This is a genomic window from Streptacidiphilus sp. EB103A, assembly GCF_041261405.1.
Taxonomy (GTDB): Bacteria; Actinomycetota; Actinomycetes; order Streptomycetales; family Streptomycetaceae; genus Streptacidiphilus.
This window is the reverse complement of record NZ_JBGCAQ010000015.1, coordinates 214,803-235,548: the sequence shown is the minus strand read 5'-3', so window position 1 is coordinate 235,548 and position 20,746 is coordinate 214,803. Positions and strand designations below refer to the sequence as shown.

22 protein-coding genes and 1 tRNA gene are annotated in these 20,746 nt (G+C 70.3%); 11 read left to right on the top strand and 12 right to left on the bottom strand.

Features of this window, described 5'->3' with window-relative positions:
* The first annotated feature begins 571 nt into the window (after positions 1-571).
* Complete coding sequence (locus ABH941_RS25330; protein WP_370131770.1) at positions 572-1,750, top strand: glycoside hydrolase family 26 protein; 1,179 nt, start codon at positions 572-574, stop codon at positions 1,748-1,750.
* A 201-nt stretch (positions 1,751-1,951) separates the two neighbouring features.
* Positions 1,952-2,626 carry a Crp/Fnr family transcriptional regulator gene (locus tag ABH941_RS25325; protein WP_030253884.1) on the top strand — a complete coding sequence of 225 codons (675 nt, stop codon included), beginning with the start codon at positions 1,952-1,954 and terminating at the stop codon, positions 2,624-2,626.
* 103 nt (positions 2,627-2,729) lie between these two features.
* Here the strand turns inward: ABH941_RS25325 and ABH941_RS25320 are convergent, their stop codons facing one another.
* The 4 genes from ABH941_RS25320 to ABH941_RS25305 all read right to left on the bottom strand — a co-directional run bounded on the left by ABH941_RS25320 (position 2,730) and on the right by ABH941_RS25305 (position 5,114).
* Entirely contained in the window at positions 2,730-3,560 is an 831-nt protein-coding gene (locus tag ABH941_RS25320; protein ID WP_370131769.1) for an MBL fold metallo-hydrolase, read from the bottom strand.
* On the bottom strand, positions 3,557-4,408 hold the full coding sequence (locus tag ABH941_RS25315; RefSeq protein ID WP_370131768.1) for an NUDIX hydrolase: 852 nt from the start codon (positions 4,406-4,408) through the stop codon (positions 3,557-3,559). Before ABH941_RS25315 ends, ABH941_RS25320 begins: the two co-directional genes overlap by 4 nt.
* A gap of 74 nt (positions 4,409-4,482) precedes the next feature.
* The gene (locus ABH941_RS25310; protein ID WP_370131767.1) at positions 4,483-4,950 is read right to left on the bottom strand and encodes a RidA family protein; all 468 of its coding nucleotides are present in this window, start codon (positions 4,948-4,950) and stop codon (positions 4,483-4,485) included.
* The gene (locus ABH941_RS25305) at positions 4,950-5,114 is read right to left on the bottom strand and encodes a hypothetical protein (RefSeq protein ID WP_166682467.1); all 165 of its coding nucleotides are present in this window, start codon (positions 5,112-5,114) and stop codon (positions 4,950-4,952) included. The genes ABH941_RS25310 and ABH941_RS25305 overlap by 1 nt, the downstream gene beginning before the upstream one ends.
* 186 nt (positions 5,115-5,300) lie before the next feature.
* On the opposite strand from ABH941_RS25305, the gene ABH941_RS25300 reads away from it, so the two are divergent.
* Both ABH941_RS25300 and ABH941_RS25295 read left to right on the top strand, forming a co-directional pair.
* On the top strand, positions 5,301-6,428 hold the full coding sequence (locus tag ABH941_RS25300; RefSeq protein WP_370131766.1) for an ArsA-related P-loop ATPase: 1,128 nt from the start codon (positions 5,301-5,303) through the stop codon (positions 6,426-6,428).
* Positions 6,425-7,630 (top strand): ArsA family ATPase, encoded by a 1,206-nt coding sequence (locus ABH941_RS25295; protein ID WP_370131765.1) that lies wholly within the window; start codon positions 6,425-6,427, stop codon positions 7,628-7,630. The genes ABH941_RS25300 and ABH941_RS25295 overlap by 4 nt, the downstream gene beginning before the upstream one ends.
* Before the next feature lie 180 nt (positions 7,631-7,810).
* Here ABH941_RS25295 and ABH941_RS25290 read toward each other — a convergent pair whose 3' ends face one another.
* Entirely contained in the window at positions 7,811-8,128 is a 318-nt protein-coding gene (locus ABH941_RS25290) for a WhiB family transcriptional regulator (RefSeq protein WP_037595132.1), read from the bottom strand.
* 379 nt (positions 8,129-8,507) lie between these two features.
* Here ABH941_RS25290 and ABH941_RS25285 point away from each other — a divergent pair, with 379 nt between their 5' ends.
* Positions 8,508-10,814, top strand: a complete 2,307-nt coding sequence (locus ABH941_RS25285; RefSeq protein ID WP_370131764.1) for a transglycosylase domain-containing protein — start codon at positions 8,508-8,510, stop codon at positions 10,812-10,814.
* Positions 10,815-10,901: 87 nt separating this feature from the next.
* Here the strand turns inward: ABH941_RS25285 and ABH941_RS25280 are convergent, their stop codons facing one another.
* Positions 10,902-11,369 carry a GatB/YqeY domain-containing protein gene (locus ABH941_RS25280; RefSeq protein ID WP_370131763.1) on the bottom strand — a complete coding sequence of 156 codons (468 nt, stop codon included), beginning with the start codon at positions 11,367-11,369 and terminating at the stop codon, positions 10,902-10,904.
* Between the two features lie 115 nt (positions 11,370-11,484).
* On the opposite strand from ABH941_RS25280, the gene ABH941_RS25275 reads away from it, so the two are divergent.
* The gene (locus ABH941_RS25275) at positions 11,485-12,441 is read left to right on the top strand and encodes a metallophosphoesterase (RefSeq protein ID WP_370131762.1); all 957 of its coding nucleotides are present in this window, start codon (positions 11,485-11,487) and stop codon (positions 12,439-12,441) included.
* 6 nt (positions 12,442-12,447) lie between these two features.
* Here the strand turns inward: ABH941_RS25275 and ABH941_RS25270 are convergent, their stop codons facing one another.
* Positions 12,448-13,365, bottom strand: a complete 918-nt coding sequence (locus ABH941_RS25270; protein WP_370131760.1) for a LysR substrate-binding domain-containing protein — start codon at positions 13,363-13,365, stop codon at positions 12,448-12,450.
* Positions 13,366-13,494: 129 nt separating this feature from the next.
* On the opposite strand from ABH941_RS25270, the gene ABH941_RS25265 reads away from it, so the two are divergent.
* From ABH941_RS25265 to ABH941_RS25250, 4 genes are all read left to right on the top strand, one after another.
* Positions 13,495-13,902 carry a nuclear transport factor 2 family protein gene (locus ABH941_RS25265; RefSeq protein WP_370131759.1) on the top strand — a complete coding sequence of 136 codons (408 nt, stop codon included), beginning with the start codon at positions 13,495-13,497 and terminating at the stop codon, positions 13,900-13,902.
* Between the two features lie 123 nt (positions 13,903-14,025).
* On the top strand, positions 14,026-14,271 hold the full coding sequence (locus ABH941_RS25260) for a hypothetical protein (protein ID WP_370131758.1): 246 nt from the start codon (positions 14,026-14,028) through the stop codon (positions 14,269-14,271).
* A 17-nt stretch (positions 14,272-14,288) separates the two neighbouring features.
* A tRNA-Pro gene (locus ABH941_RS25255) sits at positions 14,289-14,362 on the top strand.
* A gap of 649 nt (positions 14,363-15,011) precedes the next feature.
* Complete coding sequence (locus ABH941_RS25250; RefSeq protein ID WP_370131757.1) at positions 15,012-15,194, top strand: hypothetical protein; 183 nt, start codon at positions 15,012-15,014, stop codon at positions 15,192-15,194.
* 541 nt (positions 15,195-15,735) lie between these two features.
* Here the strand turns inward: ABH941_RS25250 and ABH941_RS25245 are convergent.
* From ABH941_RS25245 to ABH941_RS25235, 3 genes are all read right to left on the bottom strand, one after another.
* Positions 15,736-16,569, bottom strand: coding sequence for an SAM-dependent methyltransferase (locus tag ABH941_RS25245; RefSeq protein ID WP_370131756.1), 834 nt, complete (start codon positions 16,567-16,569; stop codon positions 15,736-15,738).
* Between the two features lie 158 nt (positions 16,570-16,727).
* On the bottom strand, positions 16,728-17,402 hold the full coding sequence (locus ABH941_RS25240; RefSeq protein ID WP_370131755.1) for a restriction endonuclease: 675 nt from the start codon (positions 17,400-17,402) through the stop codon (positions 16,728-16,730).
* Positions 17,403-17,775: 373 nt separating this feature from the next.
* Positions 17,776-17,970, bottom strand: a complete 195-nt coding sequence (locus tag ABH941_RS25235) for a hypothetical protein (protein WP_370131754.1) — start codon at positions 17,968-17,970, stop codon at positions 17,776-17,778.
* A 285-nt stretch (positions 17,971-18,255) separates the two neighbouring features.
* Between ABH941_RS25235 and ABH941_RS25230 the strand changes: the two genes are divergently transcribed.
* A complete protein-coding gene (locus tag ABH941_RS25230) occupies positions 18,256-18,492 on the top strand; it encodes a hypothetical protein (protein WP_370131753.1) in 237 nt (78 codons plus the stop codon).
* A gap of 315 nt (positions 18,493-18,807) precedes the next feature.
* Here ABH941_RS25230 and ABH941_RS25225 read toward each other — a convergent pair whose 3' ends face one another.
* The gene (locus tag ABH941_RS25225) at positions 18,808-19,530 is read right to left on the bottom strand and encodes a nucleotidyltransferase domain-containing protein (RefSeq protein WP_370131752.1); all 723 of its coding nucleotides are present in this window, start codon (positions 19,528-19,530) and stop codon (positions 18,808-18,810) included.
* Positions 19,531-19,640: 110 nt separating this feature from the next.
* Positions 19,641-20,594, bottom strand: a complete 954-nt coding sequence (locus ABH941_RS25220) for a L,D-transpeptidase family protein (protein WP_370131751.1) — start codon at positions 20,592-20,594, stop codon at positions 19,641-19,643.
* Between the last annotated feature and the right edge of the window lie 152 nt (positions 20,595-20,746).

Sequence of the window (20,746 nt, the reverse complement as noted above, 5' to 3'; positions counted from 1 at the left end):
CCCGGGTGTCGGTCCGAGTGCGATCGCGAGTGCCAGTGCGGGTCCGAGTGCGGCCGCCAGCGCGAGTCCGAGCGCGGGCGGGGGTCAGGGCGCTGTGCCTGTTGCGGGGGTGAGCCCCAGTCCGGTGCCGAGCGCAGTGCCCGGCCCGGGGCCCGGGCCGAGTGCGGGGTTCAGCGCCAACCCCGTAGCCAGTGCCAGCACAGAACCTACGCCGACCCCCAGCCCTACGCCGCCCCCCAGCCCCATCCCGACCCTCAGCCTCATCCCGACATCCAGCCTCAGCCCGAGCCAGATCCCCATCCCCGTCCCCGTCCCGGTCCCCATCCCCGTCCCCGTCCCGGTCCCCATCCCCGTCCCGGTCCCGGTCCCCGTCCCGAGCGTGGCAGCCAGTCCCAGCGTGGTGACCAGCGCCAGCCCGTCACCGTCGCCGGCATCGCCCCCGTCCGTACCCGCATCGCCGTCGCCTTCAGCTTCCTCGTCCCCCTCGCCCTCACCAACGCCGTCGCCCTCACCGTCGCCGACCCCCTCCCCCTCACCGAGCGCCCCCGCTCCCGCTCCCCCGCAGCCGATCGTGCTGCCGTCCCATCCCGTCCCGTTCGGGGCGTTCCTCGGTTCGGACCAGTCGGACGACCGGATCGACCAGTTCTCGAGCTGGCTCAACCACGCCCACGTCCAGGTCGGCCACACCTATCTCCCGGGCAACCACTGGCAGGACATCGACGGCAGCATCACCCTGCTCGCGCCCTGGGCGGAATGGCGGACGTCGGCGCCCGACCGGATGCTCATCCTCGGTGTCCCCATGCAGCAGGCCAACGAAGGCGACCTCGACGACGACACCGTGCGCTACCTGCTCGCCCAGGGTGCGGCAGGCGCCTTCGACGGGCACTTCCTGGAGCTGGCCCGGCGCCTGGTCGCGCTGGGCGCCCCCGACACCGTCATCACCCTCGGCTGGGAGATGAACGGCACCACGTACAGCAGCCGCTGCCACCCCGACCCGGCCAACTGGCGGACCTACTGGCGCCGCATCGTCACCGCCATGCGCAGCGTCCCCGGCCAGCGGTTCCGCTTCGACTTCGACCCGACCCGCGGGCCCGACGACAACCCCTGGACCGAGTGCTACCCGGGCGACGACGTCACCGACGTGATCGGGATGGACAGCTACGACATGGAGCCGGGCTCCAGCTTCCAGGATTTCGTGACGGAGCCTTACGGGCTCCAGCAGCAGGTGACGTTCGCCGCCGCACACCACAAGCCGGTCTCGTACCCCGAGTGGGGCCTCTACCACTACGGCGACGACCCCGACTACATGCGGCAGATGCTCGCCTGGATGGCCACGCACGACACGCTTTACCAGACGGTCACGGACTACTGTCCGCACGGCGTCTGGGAGTGCGATTCCAACCCGTGGTCGAGCGAGGCATACCGCTCCTTCCTCTCCGCGATCGCCAGCCCGAGCCCCAGCCCGAGTCCGAGTCCGAGCCCCAGCCCCAGCCCGTCGCCGAGCCCCAGCCCGTCCGCCGCCGCCCCGAGCCCGAGCACGAGTCCTTCGCCCAGCCCCAAACCGTCGCCGTCCCCCAGCGCCTCCCCGCCACCTGCTCCGTCCCCGTCCTCATCCCGTCCGACTCCCCCCGCGCTGTCGGCGACCCCGTCCCCGTCCCCGTCGCGGCCCCCGGCCCCGTCCCCCAGCGCCGACGCCACCCCCACCCCGGCCGCCCCGGCGCGCTTCCGTCCCGTCCACGACCGCCTCTGACCCCCGGCGCCGCGAGTCCCGGCAAAGTCCCGCCGCACCGCGCCACCATGCCCGATCATGACTCGTGGGCGCTCCGACGAGCACCCCGGTGCAAATCCCCGGTGTCCATACGCCACACTTGTTGTGATTGATCGCACTGTTTCCCGGTCGGGCATGATGGGGATCGCACCTCAAGCCTGCACGGCCGACAAGGAGGACCGAGTGGACGACGTTCTGCGGCGCGCCCCGCTCTTCACTGCTCTGGACGACGAGCAGGCTGCCGAACTGCGCGCCTCCATGACGGAGACCACGCTCGCGCGCGGCGAATCCCTGTTCCACGAGGGCGACCCGGGCGACCGGCTGTACGTCATCGTCGAGGGCAAGGTGAAGCTGCACCGCACCTCGGCGGACGGGCGGGAGAACATGCTGGCCGTGGTCGGCCCCAGCGAGATGATCGGCGAGCTGTCGCTGTTCGACCCCGGACCGCGCACGGCCACGGCCTCCGCGCTGACCGAGGTCAAGCTGCTGGGCCTGGGCCACGGCGACCTGCAGCCCTGGCTGACGACCCGCCCCGAGGTGGCCATCTCGCTGCTCCGGGCCATCGCCCGCCGCCTGCGGCGGACCAACGACGTCATGTCGGACCTGGTCTTCTCGGACGTCCCCGGGCGTGTCGCCAAGGCGCTGCTGGACCTGTCGCGCCGCTTCGGCGTCCAGTCCGACGAGGGCATCCACGTGGTCCACGACCTGACCCAGGAGGAGCTGGCGCAGCTCGTCGGCGCCTCCCGGGAGACCGTCAACAAGGCTCTCGCCGACTTCGCCGGCCGCGGCTGGCTGCGGCTGGAGGCCCGCGCGGTGATCCTGCTGGACGTGGAGCGGCTGGCCCGGCGCTCGCGCTGACGACGCAGTCCTCAGGAACGCAGAAGGGGTGCGGCCACTCGGCCGCACCCCTTCACCTGTTCGAGTAGTTCCTCGTACTGTCGGACCGGGCTGTCGGACCGGGTCAGATCAGCCCGTGCTCGTTGAGGTACTCCAGCTGCGCCCGCACCGACCACTCCGCCGCAGGCCACAGCGCCCGGTCCACGTCCGCGTACACCCGGGCGACGATCTCCGCCGGGGTCCGCAGGCCGGCCTCGACAGCCGTCTCCACCTGGGCCAGCCGCGCCGCCCGGTGGGCCAGGTAATACTCGACGGTCGCCAGCGCGTCGGCGAGCACGGGTCCGTGCCCCGGCAGCACCGTGCCCACGCCGTGCTCGGCCGCGAGCGTCCGCAGCCGGCGCAGTGAGTCCAGGTAGTCGCCGAGCCGCCCGTCCGGGTGAGCCACCACCGTCGTCCCGCGGCCCAGGACGGTGTCGCCGGTCAGCACCGCCCCGTCCGCCGGGAGCTGGAAGCACAGCGAGTCGGAGGTGTGCCCCGGCGTGCCGACGATCCGCAGCTCCAGGCCGCCGATCTCCAGCACCTGGCCGTCCCGCAACCCCTCGTCGCCGAGCCGCAGCGCGGGGTCGAGGGCGCGCACCCCGGTGCCCGTCAGCTCGGCGAAGCGCGCGGCGCCCTCGGCGTGGTCCGGGTGGCCGTGGGTCAGCAGGGTGGCCGCCACCCGGCGACCGCTCTGCTCGACCCGGTCCAGGACGGCGCGCAGATGGCCCTCGTCCAGCGGCCCCGGATCGACCACCACGGCCAGCTCGGAGCCGGGCTCGGCGAGGATCCAGGTGTTGGTGCCGTCCAGGGTCATCGGCGAGGCGTTGGGGGCCAGCACGCAGAACGCCCGCTCCGTGGCCTGACCTGCGATGCCGCCCGAAACACCGCCCGAAGCGCCGTTTACGGTCCCGCTCATTTCCCCGCTCCCATGGTCAGCTCCGGATACCCCGGCCAGCGGATGGTCACCCGTCCGCCCTCCGTCAACGACGCCTCGGCCATCACCGTCTCGACCCGCCGCCGGTCCGCCGCCGCCAGCGCCGCGCCGGGATCGGCGTACGCGGACAGCTCGCGCAGCGTCGTGATGGTCGGCGGCAGCATGCGGTAGGCGCCGCTCTCCACCCGCCGCACCGCCTCGCCGGGGGCCAGCCACTCCACCCGGTCGGCCTCCCCCGGCACCTCCGCGGTCCGCTGCCCCTGAGGCACGGCCGCGACGAAGAACCAGGTGTCGTAGCGGCGCTCCTCAAACTCCGGGGTCACCCAGCGAGCCCAGCCGCGCAGCAGATCGCTGCGCAGCACCAGCCGCCGGCGTGTGAGGAACTCGGCGAAGGTCAGCCGGTGTCCCTCCAGCGCCTCCCGGTCCCGGCGCCACTCGTCGCCGCTGACATCGACGACCACGGACGACGGGTCGGCGCCGGCCAGCAGCACACCGGACTCCTCGAAGGTCTCCCGCACCGCGGCGCAGACCACGGCCCGCGCCAGCTCCGGCGCGCAGCCCAGCCGCGCGCCCCACTCCGCAGCCGTCGGACCGGCCCAGCCCAGGTCCGACGTGCCGTCATGCAGGTCGACGCCGCCGCCGGGGAACGCGTACATCCCCCCGGCGAAGGCCATCGACGTCCGGCGCCGCAGCAGGTACCCCTCCGCGCCCGCGGCGCCCGCCCGCAGCAGCACCACCGTCGCCGCGGGCCTGGGCAGCACCGGCTCCAGCTCCCCACGCCCCAACGCGGCAATCCGCTCGGCCCAGCCCGGAGGCAACTCAGCACTCATGGGCGGGATCGTACGGGCCCCTCTTGAGGGGCGCGGGGAACTGCGCGAACATCAGCCCACCACAAACGTGAGCGCTACTCCGAAACCCGAACCTGAATCTCCACCTCAACAGGCGCGTCCAGAGGCAGCACAGCCACCCCCACCGCAGACCGCGCGTGCACCCCGGCGGCACCCAGCGCCTCGCCGAGCAGCTCGCTCGCCCCGTTGACGACGCCCGGCTGCCCGGTGAAGTCCGCTGCCGAGGCCACGAAGCCGACGACCTTGACGACCTGCTCGATCCGGTCCAGGTCACCGATCACGGACTTCACCGCGGCCAGCGCGTTCAGCGCGCAGATCCGCGCCTGTGCCTTGGCCTCCTCCGCGGTGACCTCCGCGCCGACCTTCCCGGTCAGTGCGAGCTTGCCGTCCACCATGGGCAGCTGGCCCGAGGTGAAGACGAACTCCCCCGCCTGCACGGCGGGGACGTACGCGGCCAGCGGCGGCACCACCTGCGGCAGCTCCAGCCCGAGCTCGGCGAGCTTCGCCTCGACCCGGCCGGCCATCAGGACTTCTCCGGCTTCTCGCGCTTGAGGTAGGCGACGAGCTGCTCGGGGTTGGGCCCGGGCACGACCTGGACGAGCTCGTAGCCGTCCTCGCCCCAGGTGTCCAGGATCTGCTTCGTCGCATGCACCAGCAGCGGCACGGTCACGTATTCCCACTTGGTCATGAGGGGACTCTAACGGGTCGCCGCCCCCGCCCATGCCTTGTGATCTGCGACACAAAGAGGTGCAAACGTCTCACCGTGGCAAGGCGTCTCCCGACGGTCGGGACGGCGCCTGGTTACGCTCGCCAGAAGACGCACGGACCCAGAGCCATCGATTTGCCCGGGAACAGCCAGCGGACGGAGACGCACATGCCGGACTGGGAAGGGGTACGGCTGCATGTCGTCAGCGGGAAGGGCGGGACGGGGAAGACCACCGTCGCCGCCGCCCTGGCCATGGCCCTGGCCGCCGACGGCAAGCGCACCCTGCTGATCGAGGTCGAGGAGCGGCAGGGCATCGCCGAACTGTTCGGCATCTCCGCGCTGCCCTACGAGGAGCGCAGGGTCGCGAGCGTCGGCCCTGGCGCCCTCGGCCGTAGCGGAGCGCGCGGCGGCACGGCCAAGGGCGGGCGCGAGGGCGGGCGCGAGGGAGAGGTCTTCGCGCTGGCCATCGACATCGAGCAGGCTCTGCTCGAGTACCTGGAGATGTTCTACAAGCTCGGCCGCGCCGGGAAGGCCCTGCGCAAGGTCGGCTTCATCGACTTCGCCACCACCATCGCGCCCGGGCTCCGCGACGTCCTGCTCACCGGCAAGGCCTGCGAGGCCGTTCGCCGCAAGGGGCCGGACGGGCGGCGGCACTACGACGCGGTGGTGATGGACGCGCCGCCGACCGGGCGGGTGAGCCGCTTCCTCAACATCAACACCGAGGTCGCGGGGCTGGCCAGGTTCGGGCCGGTCTTCACCCAGTCGCAGGCAGTGATGCGGGTGATCCAGTCCCCGGAGACGGCGGTCCACCTGGTCACCCTGCTGGAGGAGATGCCGGTCCAGGAGACCGTGGACGGCGTCGCGGAGCTGCGTGCCGCCGGACTGCCGGTCGGCGGGGTGTTCGTCAACATGGTCCGGCCCCCGATGCTGGACGAAGCGGCGATACTCGCGGCAGACGTAGGTGCGGCGCGAAGCGCCTCGGACAAGGGTGGTGGTGGGCGACGGGCGGGCGACCACCGCGAGGAGCTGGGGCTGGCCCTGGCCGACGCCGGTGTCGGCGCCCGTCCCGGCGGCGGAGCCAGGAGGACCGTGCCCGCCGCGACGAGGAAGCTGGTGGAGCCGCTGCTGGCGCAGGGCCGCGAGCACGCGGCCCGGGTGCTGCTGGAGCGCGAGCAGCGGGCCGACGTCCAGGCGCTGAAACTGCCCACCTACGAACTCCCGCTGCTGAGCGGCGGGGTGGACCTGGGCGGGCTCTACCGGCTCGCGGCGGCGCTGAAGGAGGAGGGGGCGGCATGACGGCACCGACCAAGAAGACGGACCCGCTGGCAGGTGTGGCGCTGGACGTGGACGCGCTGATCGACGACCCCTCGACGGCGATCGTGGTGTGCTGCGGCTCGGGCGGCGTGGGCAAGACCACCACCGCCGCCGCGCTGGGGCTGCGCGCGGCCGAGCGCGGCCGCAAGGTCGTCGTGCTGACCATCGACCCGGCCCGCAGGCTTGCCCAGTCCATGGGCCTGACCGAGCTGGACAACACCCCACGGGTCGTCAAGGACGTCGCGGGGCCCGGCGAGCTGCAGGCGATGATGCTGGACATGAAGCGGACCTTCGACGAGGTCGTGCTCGCCCACGCCGACCCCGAGCGGGCCCGGCAGATCATGGAGAACCCCTTCTACCAGTCGCTCTCCTCCGGCTTCGCCGGGACCCAGGAGTACATGGCCATGGAGAAGCTGGGCCAGCTCCAGGCCGCCGGCAGCTGGGACCTGATCGTCGTGGACACCCCGCCGAGCCGCTCGGCGCTGGACTTCCTGGACGCGCCCAACCGGCTCGGCTCCTTCCTCGACGGCAAGCTGATCCGGGTGCTGATGGCGCCGGCGAAGGTCGGCGGGCGCAGCGCGATGAAGTTCCTCAACGTCGGGATGAACATGTTCACCGGCGTGCTGGGCAAGATCCTCGGCGCCAATGTGCTGCAGGACGTGTCGACCTTCGTCGCGGCGATGGACTCGATGTTCGGCGGTTTCCGCGAGCGGGCCGACCGTACGTACCAGCTGCTCCAGGCGCCGGGCACGGCGTTCCTGGTGGTGGCCGCACCCGAGCGGGACGCGCTGCGCGAGGCGGCGTACTTCGTGGACCGGCTGGAGACGGACCGGATGCCGCTGGCCGGCCTGGTGCTGAACCGGGTGCACCGTACCGGTGCGCCGCAGCTGACGGCGGAGCGGGCGCTGGCGGCTGCGGAGACTCTGGAGGGCGACGCTACGGAGGGCGAGACCGACGGCGAGGCAGGGGGGAGTGCCTCCGCCCAGGAGTCGGAGGTTCTGGCCGCCGGGCTGCTCAGGCTGCACGCGGACCGGGTCAGGACCATCACCCACGAACGCCGGATGCGGGACCGCTTCGTATCGATCTACCCGGACGTGCCGCTGGTGGAGGTGCCCGCGCTGGCCGGGGACGTGCACGACCTGGAGGGTCTGCGGGAAATCGGCGAGCGTCTGGCGGCAGGCTGAGACCGCGGCTGAACGCGCCGCCGGTCCGTCGCCGAACCCCGGTAGGACGAACGCCGGCAGAACGCGGACGCCGGCAGGACGAACGCCGCCCGTGGCCCGGCCCATTGCGGCCGGACACGGGGCGTGGAGTAGCCGTGCGGGACTGCGCCTGCTCGTACCGCCGGAGCGGCAGAACGCGGCTCAGCCTGCTTCGGCGTAGTCCGGATCTCCGATGGAGAACGTCTGCTCGTACTCGGTACGAGCGGTCTCCAGCAATCTCCGCCAGGAGATCACCGTTGGTCTGCGGCGCAGCAGTGCCCTGCGCTCGCGCTCCGTCATTCCCCCCCACACGCCGAACTCGACGCGATTGTCGAGGGCATCCGCCAGGCACTCGGTACGCACCGGGCAACCGGTGCACACCGCCTTGGCGCGGTTCTGTGCCGCCCCCTGAACGAACAGTTCGTCCGGATCACTGGTGCGGCAGGCTGCCTGCGCACTCCAGTCGTCAACCCAGCCCATGCTGGTGCCGTCCTCTCCCGAATCGAGGCTCCCCCACGGCGGCAACGGCATATTCGCTGTTGCCAGTTGAGGACGTTACGGAAGAAGAGCAGGTTGCAACAGCCCCTTGGGGCCCAATCCTGTATGGCCCGTTCGGACTATGCGTGCGGAATAGATCACCCACTGGAGTGAGTGCAGGTTGGAGGGCCGTACAGGCTTCGGGGACCTGGACGACACTGCCCTTCCTGGCTCAGTTCCTGGCATATGACCGCGATCCGGACAGATCTCATCACCCACACGAGTGAATTGAGTGAGCGCTCGGGAACTTGTCGCAAGCTTGTGACAAGAGTAGGCGAACAGATGCCCGCCTGTCCGGGTAACGCGTCGTAAGGTGCTCCCCATGGCGAAGCGCTCTCGGTCTCCGTTGTACAAGGTGGGTCTCGGTCTGAACCTGGTCGGCGCGAGTGTGCTGGCCGGCACACTGGTGGCCGGGCTTGCCCTGCCCGCCGTGGGGGCCCTCGGGTTCAGCGCCAAGTCGGCGGCGACCTCGTTCAACGGGATCCCCGCGGAATTCACCGCACCGACCCTGTCCCAGGCGTCCACCATCTACGACGCCAACGGCGGGGTGATCGCCAAGGTCTACGCCCGCGACCGCACCGTGGTGCCGCTCAGCAGGATCGCCCCGGTGATGCGGCAGGCCCTGATCGACATCGAGGACAACCGCTTCTACCAGCACGGCGCGATCGACCTCAAGGGCACCCTGCGCGCGCTCACCAAGAACGCCTCCTCCGGCGCCTCCCAGGGCGGGTCGACGCTGACCCAGCAGCTGGTGAAGAACGAGAACGTCGAGCTGGCCGGCAACGACCCGACCAAGGTGCGCGAGGCCCAGGCACAGACCATCGGGCGCAAGATCTCCGAGCTGAAGGTCGCCATCAAGCTGGAGGAGACCCTCACCAAGGACCAGATCCTCGCCGACTACCTCAACATCACCTTCTGGGGCGAGCAGGCCTACGGCATCGAGGCCGCGTCCGAGCGCTACTACAGCGTCCACGCCAGCGAGCTGACCGTCCCCCAGGCCGCCATGCTGGCGGGCATGGTGCAGTCGCCGAGCAACTACGACCCGATGGAATACCCGACCGTGGCCACCACGCGCCGCAACGAGGTCCTGGACGCGATGGCGAAGTACGGCTCCATCACCGCGGCGCAGGCCACGGTCTACAAGGCCAAGCCGCTGGGGCTCAAGGTGAGCCGGCCCAAGGAGGGCTGCATCACCGCCAAGAACGGCGAGCAGTTCTTCTGCGACTACGTCGAGCACATCTTCCTGAGCGACCCCGTCTTCGGCAAGACCTCGTCGGCCCGGCAGGCCCTGTGGGACCGCGGCGGCCTGAACATCCACACCACGATCGACCCCAAGGTCCAGACGGCCCTGCAGCGGTCGGTCAGCTCCCATGTCCACGCCGACGAGAAGGCCGCGACGGCGATGTCCATCATCCAGCCGGGCACCGGCAAGATCATGGGCATGGGCCAGAGCCGCCCGTACGGCAACGGCTCCGGCGCCGGCGTCACCACGCTGAACTACAACGTCGACCGCACCATGGGCGGAGGCGGCGGCTTCCCGACCGGATCGACCGTCAAGCCGATCACCGCGGCCGCCGCGCTGGAGAACGGCATCGGCATGGACCAGACCTACGACGCCCCGTTCCAGGAGCCGTACCCGGCGATGACGGACTGCAAGGGCAACAATCTGCGCGCGGTGACCAACCCGCCGGACCAGAACGACTCCACCACCCTGGTCGGCCCGTTCAACATGCCGACCGCGATGGCCAAGTCGGTCAACACCTACTTCGTGCCGCTGGAGAAGGACGCGGGGCTCTGCAACGTCGTGCAGATGATGGCCAAGATGGGCATCACCAGCCAGGCGACCTACAGCACGGGTACGCACACCCTGGCCCCGATCCAGCAGGTCCAGTCGCTGACGCTGGGCACCAACAGCCTCACCCCGCTGCAGATGGCCAACGTCTACGCCACCTTCGCCGCCCGGGGCGTCTACTGCTCCCCGACCGCGATCACCGCGATCACCGACGTGAACCACAAGAGCCTGGCGGTCCCCTCCGCCAACTGCCACTCGGTGATGCAGCAGAGCACCGCCGACGCCATCACCACCATGCTCAAGGGTGTGGTCGAGGACGGCACCGGCGCGGCGGACGGCTTCACCGACGGCCGCCCCAGCGCCGGCAAGACCGGCACCACCGATTACCACAAGCAGGTCTGGTTCGTCGGCTTCACCCCGCAGCTGTCCGGCGCCACCGTGGTCAGCGACACCGGCAGCACGATCACCCCGCTCTACGACGGCCAGACCATCGGCGGCACCGCCTACGGCAAGAACGAGGTCTTCGGCAGCACGATCGCCGGCCCGATCTGGCACGACGCCATGAACGACGCGCTCAGCGGCGTCGGCTTCGAGTACTTCCACACCGTCAGCCTTCCTGCCCCGGTCAAGACCAAGGCCCAGCAGGCCAAGGACAAGAACAAGAACAAGACCGGCGGGACCACCACGGGCACCACCGCCGGGACCACGGCGGGCACCGGGACCACGACCACGGGGACCACCGGGACGGCCACCACGGGGACCACGGGGACCACGACCACCGGAACCACGGGCATCATCGGGCTCACCGCCGGGACCACCGGCATCACCACCCACTGAGTCCCGTCCGCGGACCCGCACGCCCGCAGCAACGCCGGAGGGGCGCCCGATACCATCGGGCGCCCCTCCGGCGCGTTCACGCGACCCTCAGCCCGCCAGGGCCTGCCGCACCGCCGCAGCCACCCGGCCGCCCTCGGCCAGCCCGGCCACCTTCGGGTTCACCAGCTTCATCACCGCACCCATCGCGCGCGGTCCCTCGGCGCCGGCGGCCCGGGCCTCGGCGACGGCCGTGGCAACGATCTCCGTCAGCTCCTCGTCCGTCAGCTGCTTCGGCAGGTACGCCGCCAGCAGCTCGCCCTCGGCCCGCTCGCGCGCCGCCGACTCGGAACGACCGCCGGCCTCGAACGCCTCGGCGGCCTCACGGCGCTTCTTCGCCTCACGGGTGATCACCTTGAGCACCTCCTCGTCGGAGAGCTCGCGCGCCACCTTTCCGGCCACCTCCTCGGTGGTGATGGCGGACAGGGTGAGCCGGATCGTGCCGGAGCGCAGCTCGTCCCTGGCCCGGATCGAGGCCGTGAGGTCCTCCTGCAGCTGCTTCTTGAGCGTCGTGGTCATGTACGCAAGTCTCGCATCCCCGACAAGCCGACGCCCTGCCAATGAGCACCAGCGGTCGCAGCCTGTCGCCAAGACCGGTGCCCGACTCCCGCGGGCACTCTGCGACCATGGACGGATGCGACCGCTCTACGCCGTACCCCTGGGAATCGCCGCCACCGGCGCGGCCTGCGTGGCCTACGCCGCCGGTTACGAAGTGCGCTCGTTCCGGCTGCGCCGGGTGACCGTGCCCGTGCTGCCGGCCGGGGCGCCACCGCTGCGCGTGCTGCAGCTGTCGGACATCCACATGGTCAACGGCCAGGACAGGAAGCAGCGCTGGCTGCGCGAGCTGGCCGCGCTCAAGCCGGACCTGGTCGTCAACACCGGCGACAACCTCTCCGACCCGGAGGCGATCCCGCAGACCCTGGACGCCCTCGGCCCGCTGATGGACTTCCCCGGCGTCTACGTCTTCGGCTCCAACGACTACTACGGCCCGGTCCCGAAGAGCCCGACCCGCTACCTGGGCGCGATGTTCAGCGGCGACCACGGCATGAACCGGTCGGACGGCACGGCCCGACGCGGCATCGTCGGCGCGATCCACAATCCGTGGGAGGACCTGCGGGACGGCTTCGACGGGGCCGGCTGGCTGGACCTCACCAACACCCGCGGCCGACTCAAGATCGAGGGCCTCGACCTGGAGTTCACCGGCCTGGACGACCCGCACATCCGCCGCGACCGCTACGCCCGGGTCGCCGGCGGACCCGATCCCGACGCCGACGTGTCCATCGGCGTCGTCCACGCCCCGTACCTGCGGGTCCTGGACGCCTTCACCGCCGACGGCTATCCGCTGGTGCTGGCCGGGCACACCCACGGCGGGCAGCTCTGCGTGCCCTTCTACGGTGCTCTGGTCACCAACTGCGATCTGGACCGGGGCCGGGTCAAGGGCCTGTCCGGGCACTCCGCCGGCGGCCACGACTCCTACCTCCATGTCTCGGCCGGCTGCGGCACCAACCGCTACACCCCGGTGCGCTTCGCCTGCCCGCCCGAGGCCACCCTGCTGACCCTTACCGCGGCCCCCACTGTGGCCAGGACCTAGACCGGCCTAAACCGGCGGCTGCAGCCATCCCTGCTGGCGGGCGGTGTCCGCGGCCACCTTCAGCAGCCGCTCGATCGCGGGCGAGCGGTTCGGGCCCCGGGTGATCAGGTGGATCTCCACCGTGGTCGCGGGGAGCAGCGGCAGCCAGAGCAGCCCGGCGGGCAGACCCACCCGCCCGGTCTCGCCGACGATGGTGACCGCCGCGCCGGAGGCGACCGGGGTGTAGGACGCGTCGAAGTCCAGGCCCCGCACCAGCACCTCGGGCTTGGCCCCGGCCCTGGCGCAGATGTCCATGATCTGGTCGTAGTGGCCTGGATTGTGGTCCCGGGCGTGCAGCAGCAGCTTGACGCCGTCCAGCTCGGCCGGGTCCACGCCGACGGCCGCCCCGCCCTTGGCGAGCGGGTGGTCACGGCTGACGATGAGGCCCTGCCGCTCCAGGCGCAGCAGGGTGAGCACCAGCTCCTGCTGCGGCGGCGCGCAGCGCACCAGCCCGACGTCCAGAGTGCCGGCCGCGACCCCGGCCACGATGTCCGCGAAGGACATCACCCGGGCCGACACCTCGATGCCCGGCGCCTCCTCGCTCATCGCGAGCAGCAGCTGCGGCGCGGTCTCGTACCCGGCGCTCATGCCGTAGCCGAGGCTGATGCTGCCCAGGCTGCCGTCGGCGAAGCCGCGGACCCCGCGCCAGAGACTGTCGGCGGCGTCCAGCAGCGCGGGCCCGCGCTCCAGCAGCATCAGACCGGCCTCGGTCGGCTCCACCTTGTGCGTGGTTCTGCTGAGCAGCTCCACGCCCAACTCCCGCTCCAGCTCCCGCACTTGGCGGCTGAGAGCGGGCTGGGCGATATGCAGCCGCTCGGCGGCGCGGGTGAAGTTCCGCTCCTCCGCGACAGCGAGGAAGTAACGCAAGCGACGCAGTTCGGACATGCACCCATCCTAGGCGTGCGGTCATGCCGTGTCGGCATGGACCGATGGAAATCAAGTCTTTCCCTGCCCCGGAGGCCGCTCAGTAGATTCGAGTCGACAGCAGCGAGAAGGAATTGCGAAGGGGCGGAAATGAACACCACCGAAATCAGCCGGAACGCTGTCGAGGCATATATCGAGGCGCTGAGCTCCGGACGTATCGACGACGCCAAGGCGATGTTCGCCGAGGACGCCACCTGGACGCTCGGCGGCGACCTGCCGATGTCGGGCACCTGGCACGGCCGCAAGGGCATCTTCGAGGACTTCCTCGGACTCGCCTTCGGCCGCCTCGACGCCTCCACCGTCGCCCTGAAGACCACCAACCTGGTCGCCGCCGGCGACACCGTGGTGGTCGAGTGGACCTCGGACGCCACCACCCGCGACGGCGGCCACTACCACCAGCAGTGCGCCGGCTTCTTCATCGTGAACGACGGCCTCATCACCGCCGTCCGCGAGTACTTCGACACCGACCACGCCCGCCGCGTCCTTTTCGCCGCCTGACATATCGCACGGGGACGAGGAAACCGACATGAAAGCCATGCTTCCCACCGGCGACATTTCCAACGCCGTGGAATTCGGCGAGGCCCCGGACCCTCGGTCAACCGCGACGAAACGTTCCCCCTCGTGAGCACGACCGAGGAGCGCGGGGTACGCCTCCTGGAGCTCGGCGTGACCGAGGCCCTCACGGACCTGGAGAAGACGGCCGACCCCTTCGACCTCGTGCTGGAGTCCCACACCCCCGCCGCCGCCATCACCGCCCACGGCACCCGCCGCATCCGCGGCAACGCCGTCCTCTGGTCACCTCCTGACCTGCACCGTCGCCGGACCCCCCAGATAACCGGATTTCGTCCCACGCCCCGGGTCCGCTAGAGTAATCCTCGTTGCACCGGGGTGTGGCGCAGCTTGGTAGCGCGCTTCGTTCGGGACGAAGAGGCCGTGGGTTCAAATCCCGCCACCCCGACGGTAAAGCAGCAGGTCAGGGCCGGTACTCCTGCGGGAGTGCCGGCCCTGATTCGTTCTCCGGAGGCTCTGTGGAGAATCTCTGGAGAAGATCAGCGAGGTTTCCTCTGAAGCGCCCACTCCCGACGAGCCCTCGACAGGCTGTCCGGCTGTGTGGCGGCATCGGCGTCCAAATGCAAGCGCTGGCCGAGAGCCAGGGCCGGGCATGCGACTTACCAGCGGCGGCGCGGCCTATTCGCGGCCAAGCGCAGCCTGTTGGTCCTGAAACCAGCCCTTCACCTGCATCAACGTTCTCAGCGCAGACGCTCTCCGGAGCTGTGCACCCGCGTGCACCGTCTGATCCGGTTGTGCGCCTCCCTGCGTGGAGAGCCTTCGGGCACGCTGAGGCGAACGCCAACGCCGCAAGGCGTAGCCCGCCAAAAGGGGATGACATGGCACTGCGCAAGTGTGGTTGGAGGACTACCAGCGGAAGACTCTGCCAAAAGCCCGCCATGATCGGCAAGGCGCGATGCGAACAGCATCAACCCGACAAGATCCGCAAGCTCAGGCAGAAGAGGAAGAAGAAGTAACGGGTCGAACGAACACTGAGCCGTTGAGTGTCTAACTGCGCTACAGCGCCCGCGTACAGCCTACGCACCATAGTGGCCCGCGTGGTCGAGGTGACCCGGGACCGTTACCGCGACCTACTGACCACTGCTCCCCGCGCCGACCTGCTGGGGCGGGCCGCCTCGGCACAGCGATTCATCTCATTGCCGTTGTCCGGCGAACCAGTCCTGCTGATCGACGACACCTGGACCACGGGGGCCACGTACAGTCCGCCGTCGCCGCGCTGAAGGCGTCAGGGGCCGGCCAGGTCGTCGCAGTGGTCCTCGGAAGACACCTCAACACCACCTACGGCGCCACCGCAGCCCTCGTCGACCGCGCACGACTGCGTGCGTTCTCCTGGCTGACCTGCTGCGTGCACCAGACCTGACACTCATACGCGTCGCTTGGATCGCCCGCCGCCGGGGCATCGCTACAGCATGCCTCGCCGACCATCCGTGGTCAGAGCGATTTCAGGGCTATGCTCCCCGGCCATGGACGGGCTGGAGCGCGCTGCACGGTTGAGGCAGTGGACCGGGAACAGGGTGCGGGCTCCGCACAAGCCGCTGGTTCCAGGGACATATCACCGCCATCGCGTACCTCCGGTAGCCGGAGTCACGCCCGCACGCTGCGAACGACGCGTTCACCGGCGCCACTGGGCGGGTCCGCCGGCCGACGACAGGCATCGGCGGACGATGACAGGCGTGCGCCTTCATCGCGACGCTGACCAGGGATCGCCGCGGGGACTTCCTCAGTCCGACTACCTCCGACGGAACTCGCTCACACGTCTGCTCAGGACTTCTTGCCAACGGCGGCTAGGATGCTGACGCGGTCACCGTCCGGTGCGGGGTCTCCCTCGGGGCGCCAGAACGGGCACAGTACGAGGCCGGGTTCCAGCAGGTCCACCCCGGCCAGGAACTCGGACACCTGCTCGCGGGTGCGCAGGTTCATCCCGGCGGGGACCTTGCTGTAGGCCACCCCGACGCCGGCCACCTCGTCGTCCGTCAGAACTTCACCGGTGACGTGGCTGAGGACGACGTAACTGCCGGACGGCAGGGCGTCGATGAGCCTGGCCACGATCTCGCCCGGCTGTTCGCTGTCCTTGAGGAAGTGCAGCACCGCGACCAGCAGCAGGGCGACGGGGCGGGAGAAGTCAAGGGTCTCGGTCACCTCCGGTGCGACCAGGATCTTCTCGGGCTCGCGCAGGTCGGCCTGCAGGACCCTGGTGACGCCATGGCCCGGACCCGACATCAGCGCGCGAGCGTGGGTCAGCACGATCGGGTCGTTGTCGACGTAGACCACCCGGGCCTCGGGGTTGGCCTTCTGTGCGATCTCGTGGGTGTTGCCCGCAGTGGGGATGCCCGTTCCTATGTCCAGGAACTGGTCGATGCCAAGCTCGGCCAGCGTGCGCACGGCACGCTGCAGGAAGGCCCGGTTGGCGCGCACTGCGGTGCGGCCACCCTCGCCCATGGCCAGGATCGCCTCACCGGCCTCGCGGTCGGACGGGAAATGGTCTTTGCCGCCGAGCAGGAAGTCGTACACGCGCGCGGGATGCGGCACCTCGGGGTGCAGGTTGGTCGGCGCCGTGAAGCCCCCGCTGACTTCGGTCATCCAGTTCTCGGACACGGATGGGCCCGACCTCCCTCTCGCGGTGTTGCCGTGATCGCTAGGCATCAGCGTAACCGGAAGCGGAAGCGGACGTATGCTGACTGACAATGTGTCAACTCTTCTGGGAGCGTGCAGGATCGTGGCCCTGATCCGCTCGGCGATGTCGTGCTGTCTGCTTACGGCAGCCGTCCCGGAGGCGGGAGGCGTTGGAGCAGGTTCCACAGTGGCCAGGGGCCGGCGGCCCATCGGGCGAGGACGTCGCGGTCGACGAGGTGGATGCCGTGCAGGCGGCCCCACTCCTTGGCCGGGGTGGAGAACAGCCCGTTGGTGACGACCACGGGGACAGTGGCTCCGTAGGCGCGCCCGGCCGTGCCCGCGAGTTGGTAGAGCACGGGTGCGCCGACCTTGCTGCCGTGCAGCGGGTTGTCCTTGTGCTTGCACTGAAGGGCCCACACGCGGCCGTTGGGGTCGGTGCCCAGGACGTCGACGGCCTGGTCGTTGGCTCCGCCGATCCGGCGGGCGCCGGAGAAGCCGTCGCGTAGCAGCAGGTCGCGTATCGCGTATTCGAACTGCTGGTGGTGCATGGCGTCCAGGCCGCCGGGGCCCTGCATCGTCAGACGCAGATTCTGCTGGTGATCCGCACGCAGCCGGGCCTTGGCACGGACCGAGTAGAGCCAGCCGCCGCCACCTGCGGTGCCGAGCGCGGCGACTACGACCAGGACCCACCAGTTCGCGGCGATCCAGTGCAGCACGGTTACCGCGAGTGCCGCCGCGATGATCAGGCCGACGATCCAGAGCGTCGCCTCGTCGCTGCCGCGTGAGCGGCGCCTGCGGCGTTGGGCCGGGCTCATGCGTGACGTCCCGTGTGGTGGTGGGTCACCACGAGGTAGCCCAGGAATGCCGGGCCGCTCCGCCCAGGTCAGCGGCGGTGAACAGCCGCCAACCGTGCAGGTGGCAGCGGGCCAACCAACCCTTGGCGGGGTTCCTGCAGCTTCCCTCGGCGCGTGTGCGTGCGCCGCATCGCGCGGTCAGGGAAGCACCGAGCGCCCAGAGCGCAGCCAGTATCAGCAACACGTCTTATCCCCCTGCCAGTCGATCAATCCTGTCCATGACGGCACCCCGCGCCTGTGGATGGGACGGGTCCGAACCTGGCCGGGCACCGCCTCAACACGGACAACAGCGCCAGGCCGTTTTGCCGCGGGGCCTGCTGGCGCAGGCGGCCGGTCAGTGTCCGAACAGCACGACGGCGACTATGACGGCGACAGCGAGCCAGCCGAGGCCGATCGCCGGAACGGCATTCTGGACCCGGCGCTGGTGCGCGCGCACGCGACGACCATTGCGGTAGTGCGACCTGACGCGGGTGTACTTCATGGCAACCCCCAGGGTGTTGCGTTGGCGGACGGCTTCCGTGTCGTCCACCAGAACAGCACCAGGCACCGACAATTGACCGTGCACCAACTGGTCCGTCGTCGAGAACAGGCCACCGATCGGCCGGGCCGCCAGCCGGTCTCGAGCCCGGTGCGCCCATGCAGTGCGGCCTCTACATGGCAGCCGCTGGGGCCGGTGCGACGGAAGCGCCGTGAGCTACGGTTCCAGGCACCGCGGGCTGCGGAAGCGGAGGGTCCCATCGCGGGTGGAGAGAAGGCCGAGAAGCAGCACGCGGACGCGTCCGCGTCCCAAGTCGGACTCGGCGCGGTGCGAGAGGTGGCAACGGCACCCACCGCGGGCGACGAGGGAACCCTTCGCCGTGACCGCCGTGCCCGCACCCGTGCCCGTGCCCGTGCCCGTGCCCGTGCCCGTGCCCAACTGTGGCGCTGCGACCGCCACGCCACCGGTGCCGTCCTGGAAGCCGCCGGCCGACTCCTGAAGGTCCGGGACACGGTGCCGGCCAAGCGGCTGCGCACGTCCGCGACCAAGGTCGGAGCCCAGCGCCGACGATGAAGGCGACGACCGGCCGTTCAGCCTCCTGGGTGACGACTTGTCAGGAAACGATCTACTGAGCGGACCTCCGACGCTACGGTGCTGCTACGCAGCCGGCAGTGGCTGGACCGGCGACGATGAATGTGTCGGCTGGGACGCCGTGGTTCTCGGGGAGCAGCACCCGATTGCCGTGGCCCCACATGCGTTGGCTCTTGCACCACAGATCGCGGCGCTTCATCCGGAGCTCTCGAGCAAGTCCGCTGTCGGTTACAAGAACCTGAGCGTTTTCGATTGGCGGCTCTGAACCGGCAATGCCGATACCGCTTTCAGGGTCGGTTATTGGCCGGCCCCGGGCCAAGTGCGGTGGTAGCCCTCGGAGAGGGGGCTGCCGACGAGGTTCAGGACCTGGGTGGCGGCAAGGAGGAGAGGTGTCGGGTCGGCGGTCTCGCAGAGCCGGAGGTGGCCTTCGAGCAGCGCGGTTCCTCGCTCGGCGTCGACTGCGAGGAGTCGGCGGGGGAACCATTTTCCTGCTCCGTACCAGGCGTGGTGGTGGTCGAGGAGAAGGTCGGCAGCGGATTGCAGAACGACTGCCGCCACAGCGAGTTGCTCGAACCGGTCCGCTGCGTCGGCGAGATCGTCGATGGCGTCGGTCAGGGCGTACCTGGCGGTCTCGACTGCCTCGGGGCCGAGCGCAGCCGGCCCTTCGGCCAGGAGCTCCTGCGCCCATGCCTGCAGCCGCACCGCCGCTCCGTCCTGGTCGATGACGACGACGCCTTCGGCGTACATGTGCTGCATGGTCCCCCGGCGCGAGGCAGCATCCGCGGAGAAGAGCTCCGCGAGCCCTGCCCGGGTGTGGACGAAGAGCTCCACCGGTAGACCCTTGTAGCGGAGCGTCTCACGCCTGGTCCCGGCACCGTCGGGGACGAGCACGGCGATGTCCAGGTCACTGGTACTGGTCGCCTGCCCTCGTGCGCTCGATCCGGCGAGGATCGCGACCAACGCACCGGGGACATACTCGGCCACGAGATGGCGGGCCCGGACGACAGCGTCAGAAGTCATGACGTCCAAGGTTCCATGACCGCCCAGTCGGCGACGAGGGAATTCTTACGGCCGGCCGGACCGACGACTCCCTGTGGCGACAGCGGGCGCGCGCCACGCCTCGCAGAGCTTCAGCCGATCGCGATGACGGGATGGGCCGTCGGCTTGACCCACTTGATGATCTGAGTCATAACGGTGGCGGGCAGGGCGACGCAGCCGCCGGTGGGGCCGGCCTGGGGGCCGAGGTCGTGCAGGAAGATGCCGGCGCCGCTGCCCTTGACGGCGGGGTTCATGTTGAAGTTGATGACCAGGGCGTTGTGATACTGCGTGGGGTACTCGATCAGGTGCTCGCTGCCGTCCGCGCCGGACTGGGTGAGGTGGAAGCCGCCCTGGGTGTCGGTGCGCATCTGGTTGTAGTAGGACGAGGTCGGGTCCTCGACCCACCAGTCGTGGCTGGTGACCTGGTGGTAGGGCATGGCGGTGCCGGGGTTGGCTCCGACGCCGAAGCCCTGGGTGATGGAGTAGGTCCCGGTCGGGGTGGTGTTGGTGTTCTGGACGCGGGTGGCGCCGTTGGTGATGCCCTTCGCGCCGATCCGTGCGCTCCTGGTGCTGTAGACGGCCTTCCAGGTGCTGCCGCTCTTCTGCCAGGCGGTCACGGTCGCATAGGAGCCGCTGGCCTTGACCGTGATCACCTCGGTGGCACTGCCGACCGTCACCGCGACCGGGAACGGCGACGTCTGGGCCTTGACCGGGGTGAGCACGTACGAGCCCGCGGGAAGCGCCAGCTTCTCTCCGGGGCGGATCACATACGGCGAGCTGATCCTGTTGTCCTTCGCCAGCGCGCTCCAGCCCCCGGGCACGGGCTCCTTGGCTGCGACGCCGGACAGGGTGTCGCCGGAGACCACGGTGTAGCTGCTCACCGGGGTCTCGGTGGTGCCCGCCGTGGTCACCGTGGCCGCCTGCGCGGCGGTGCCGCCGAGCAGTGCGGCGGTGAGACCGCCCAGCGAGGTGGCCGCCGAGATCGCGGCGGTCCGGTGCCCGAAGGGCGTGCGGGGACGGGCGTGGCGGCCGGGAACTGCGGACATCGGGCGGTACTCCTGCGCTGGGACGGGAGTTGACGCGTCGACCCGGTTCCCGCTGCCTCGGTGGTCGAAGATCTGAACAATACTCAGGGAGCCGGGCACAGATCACCAGGGGGCGCTGCTGCTGATCGACGCTCAGGTTCCGGCCGCGGTTC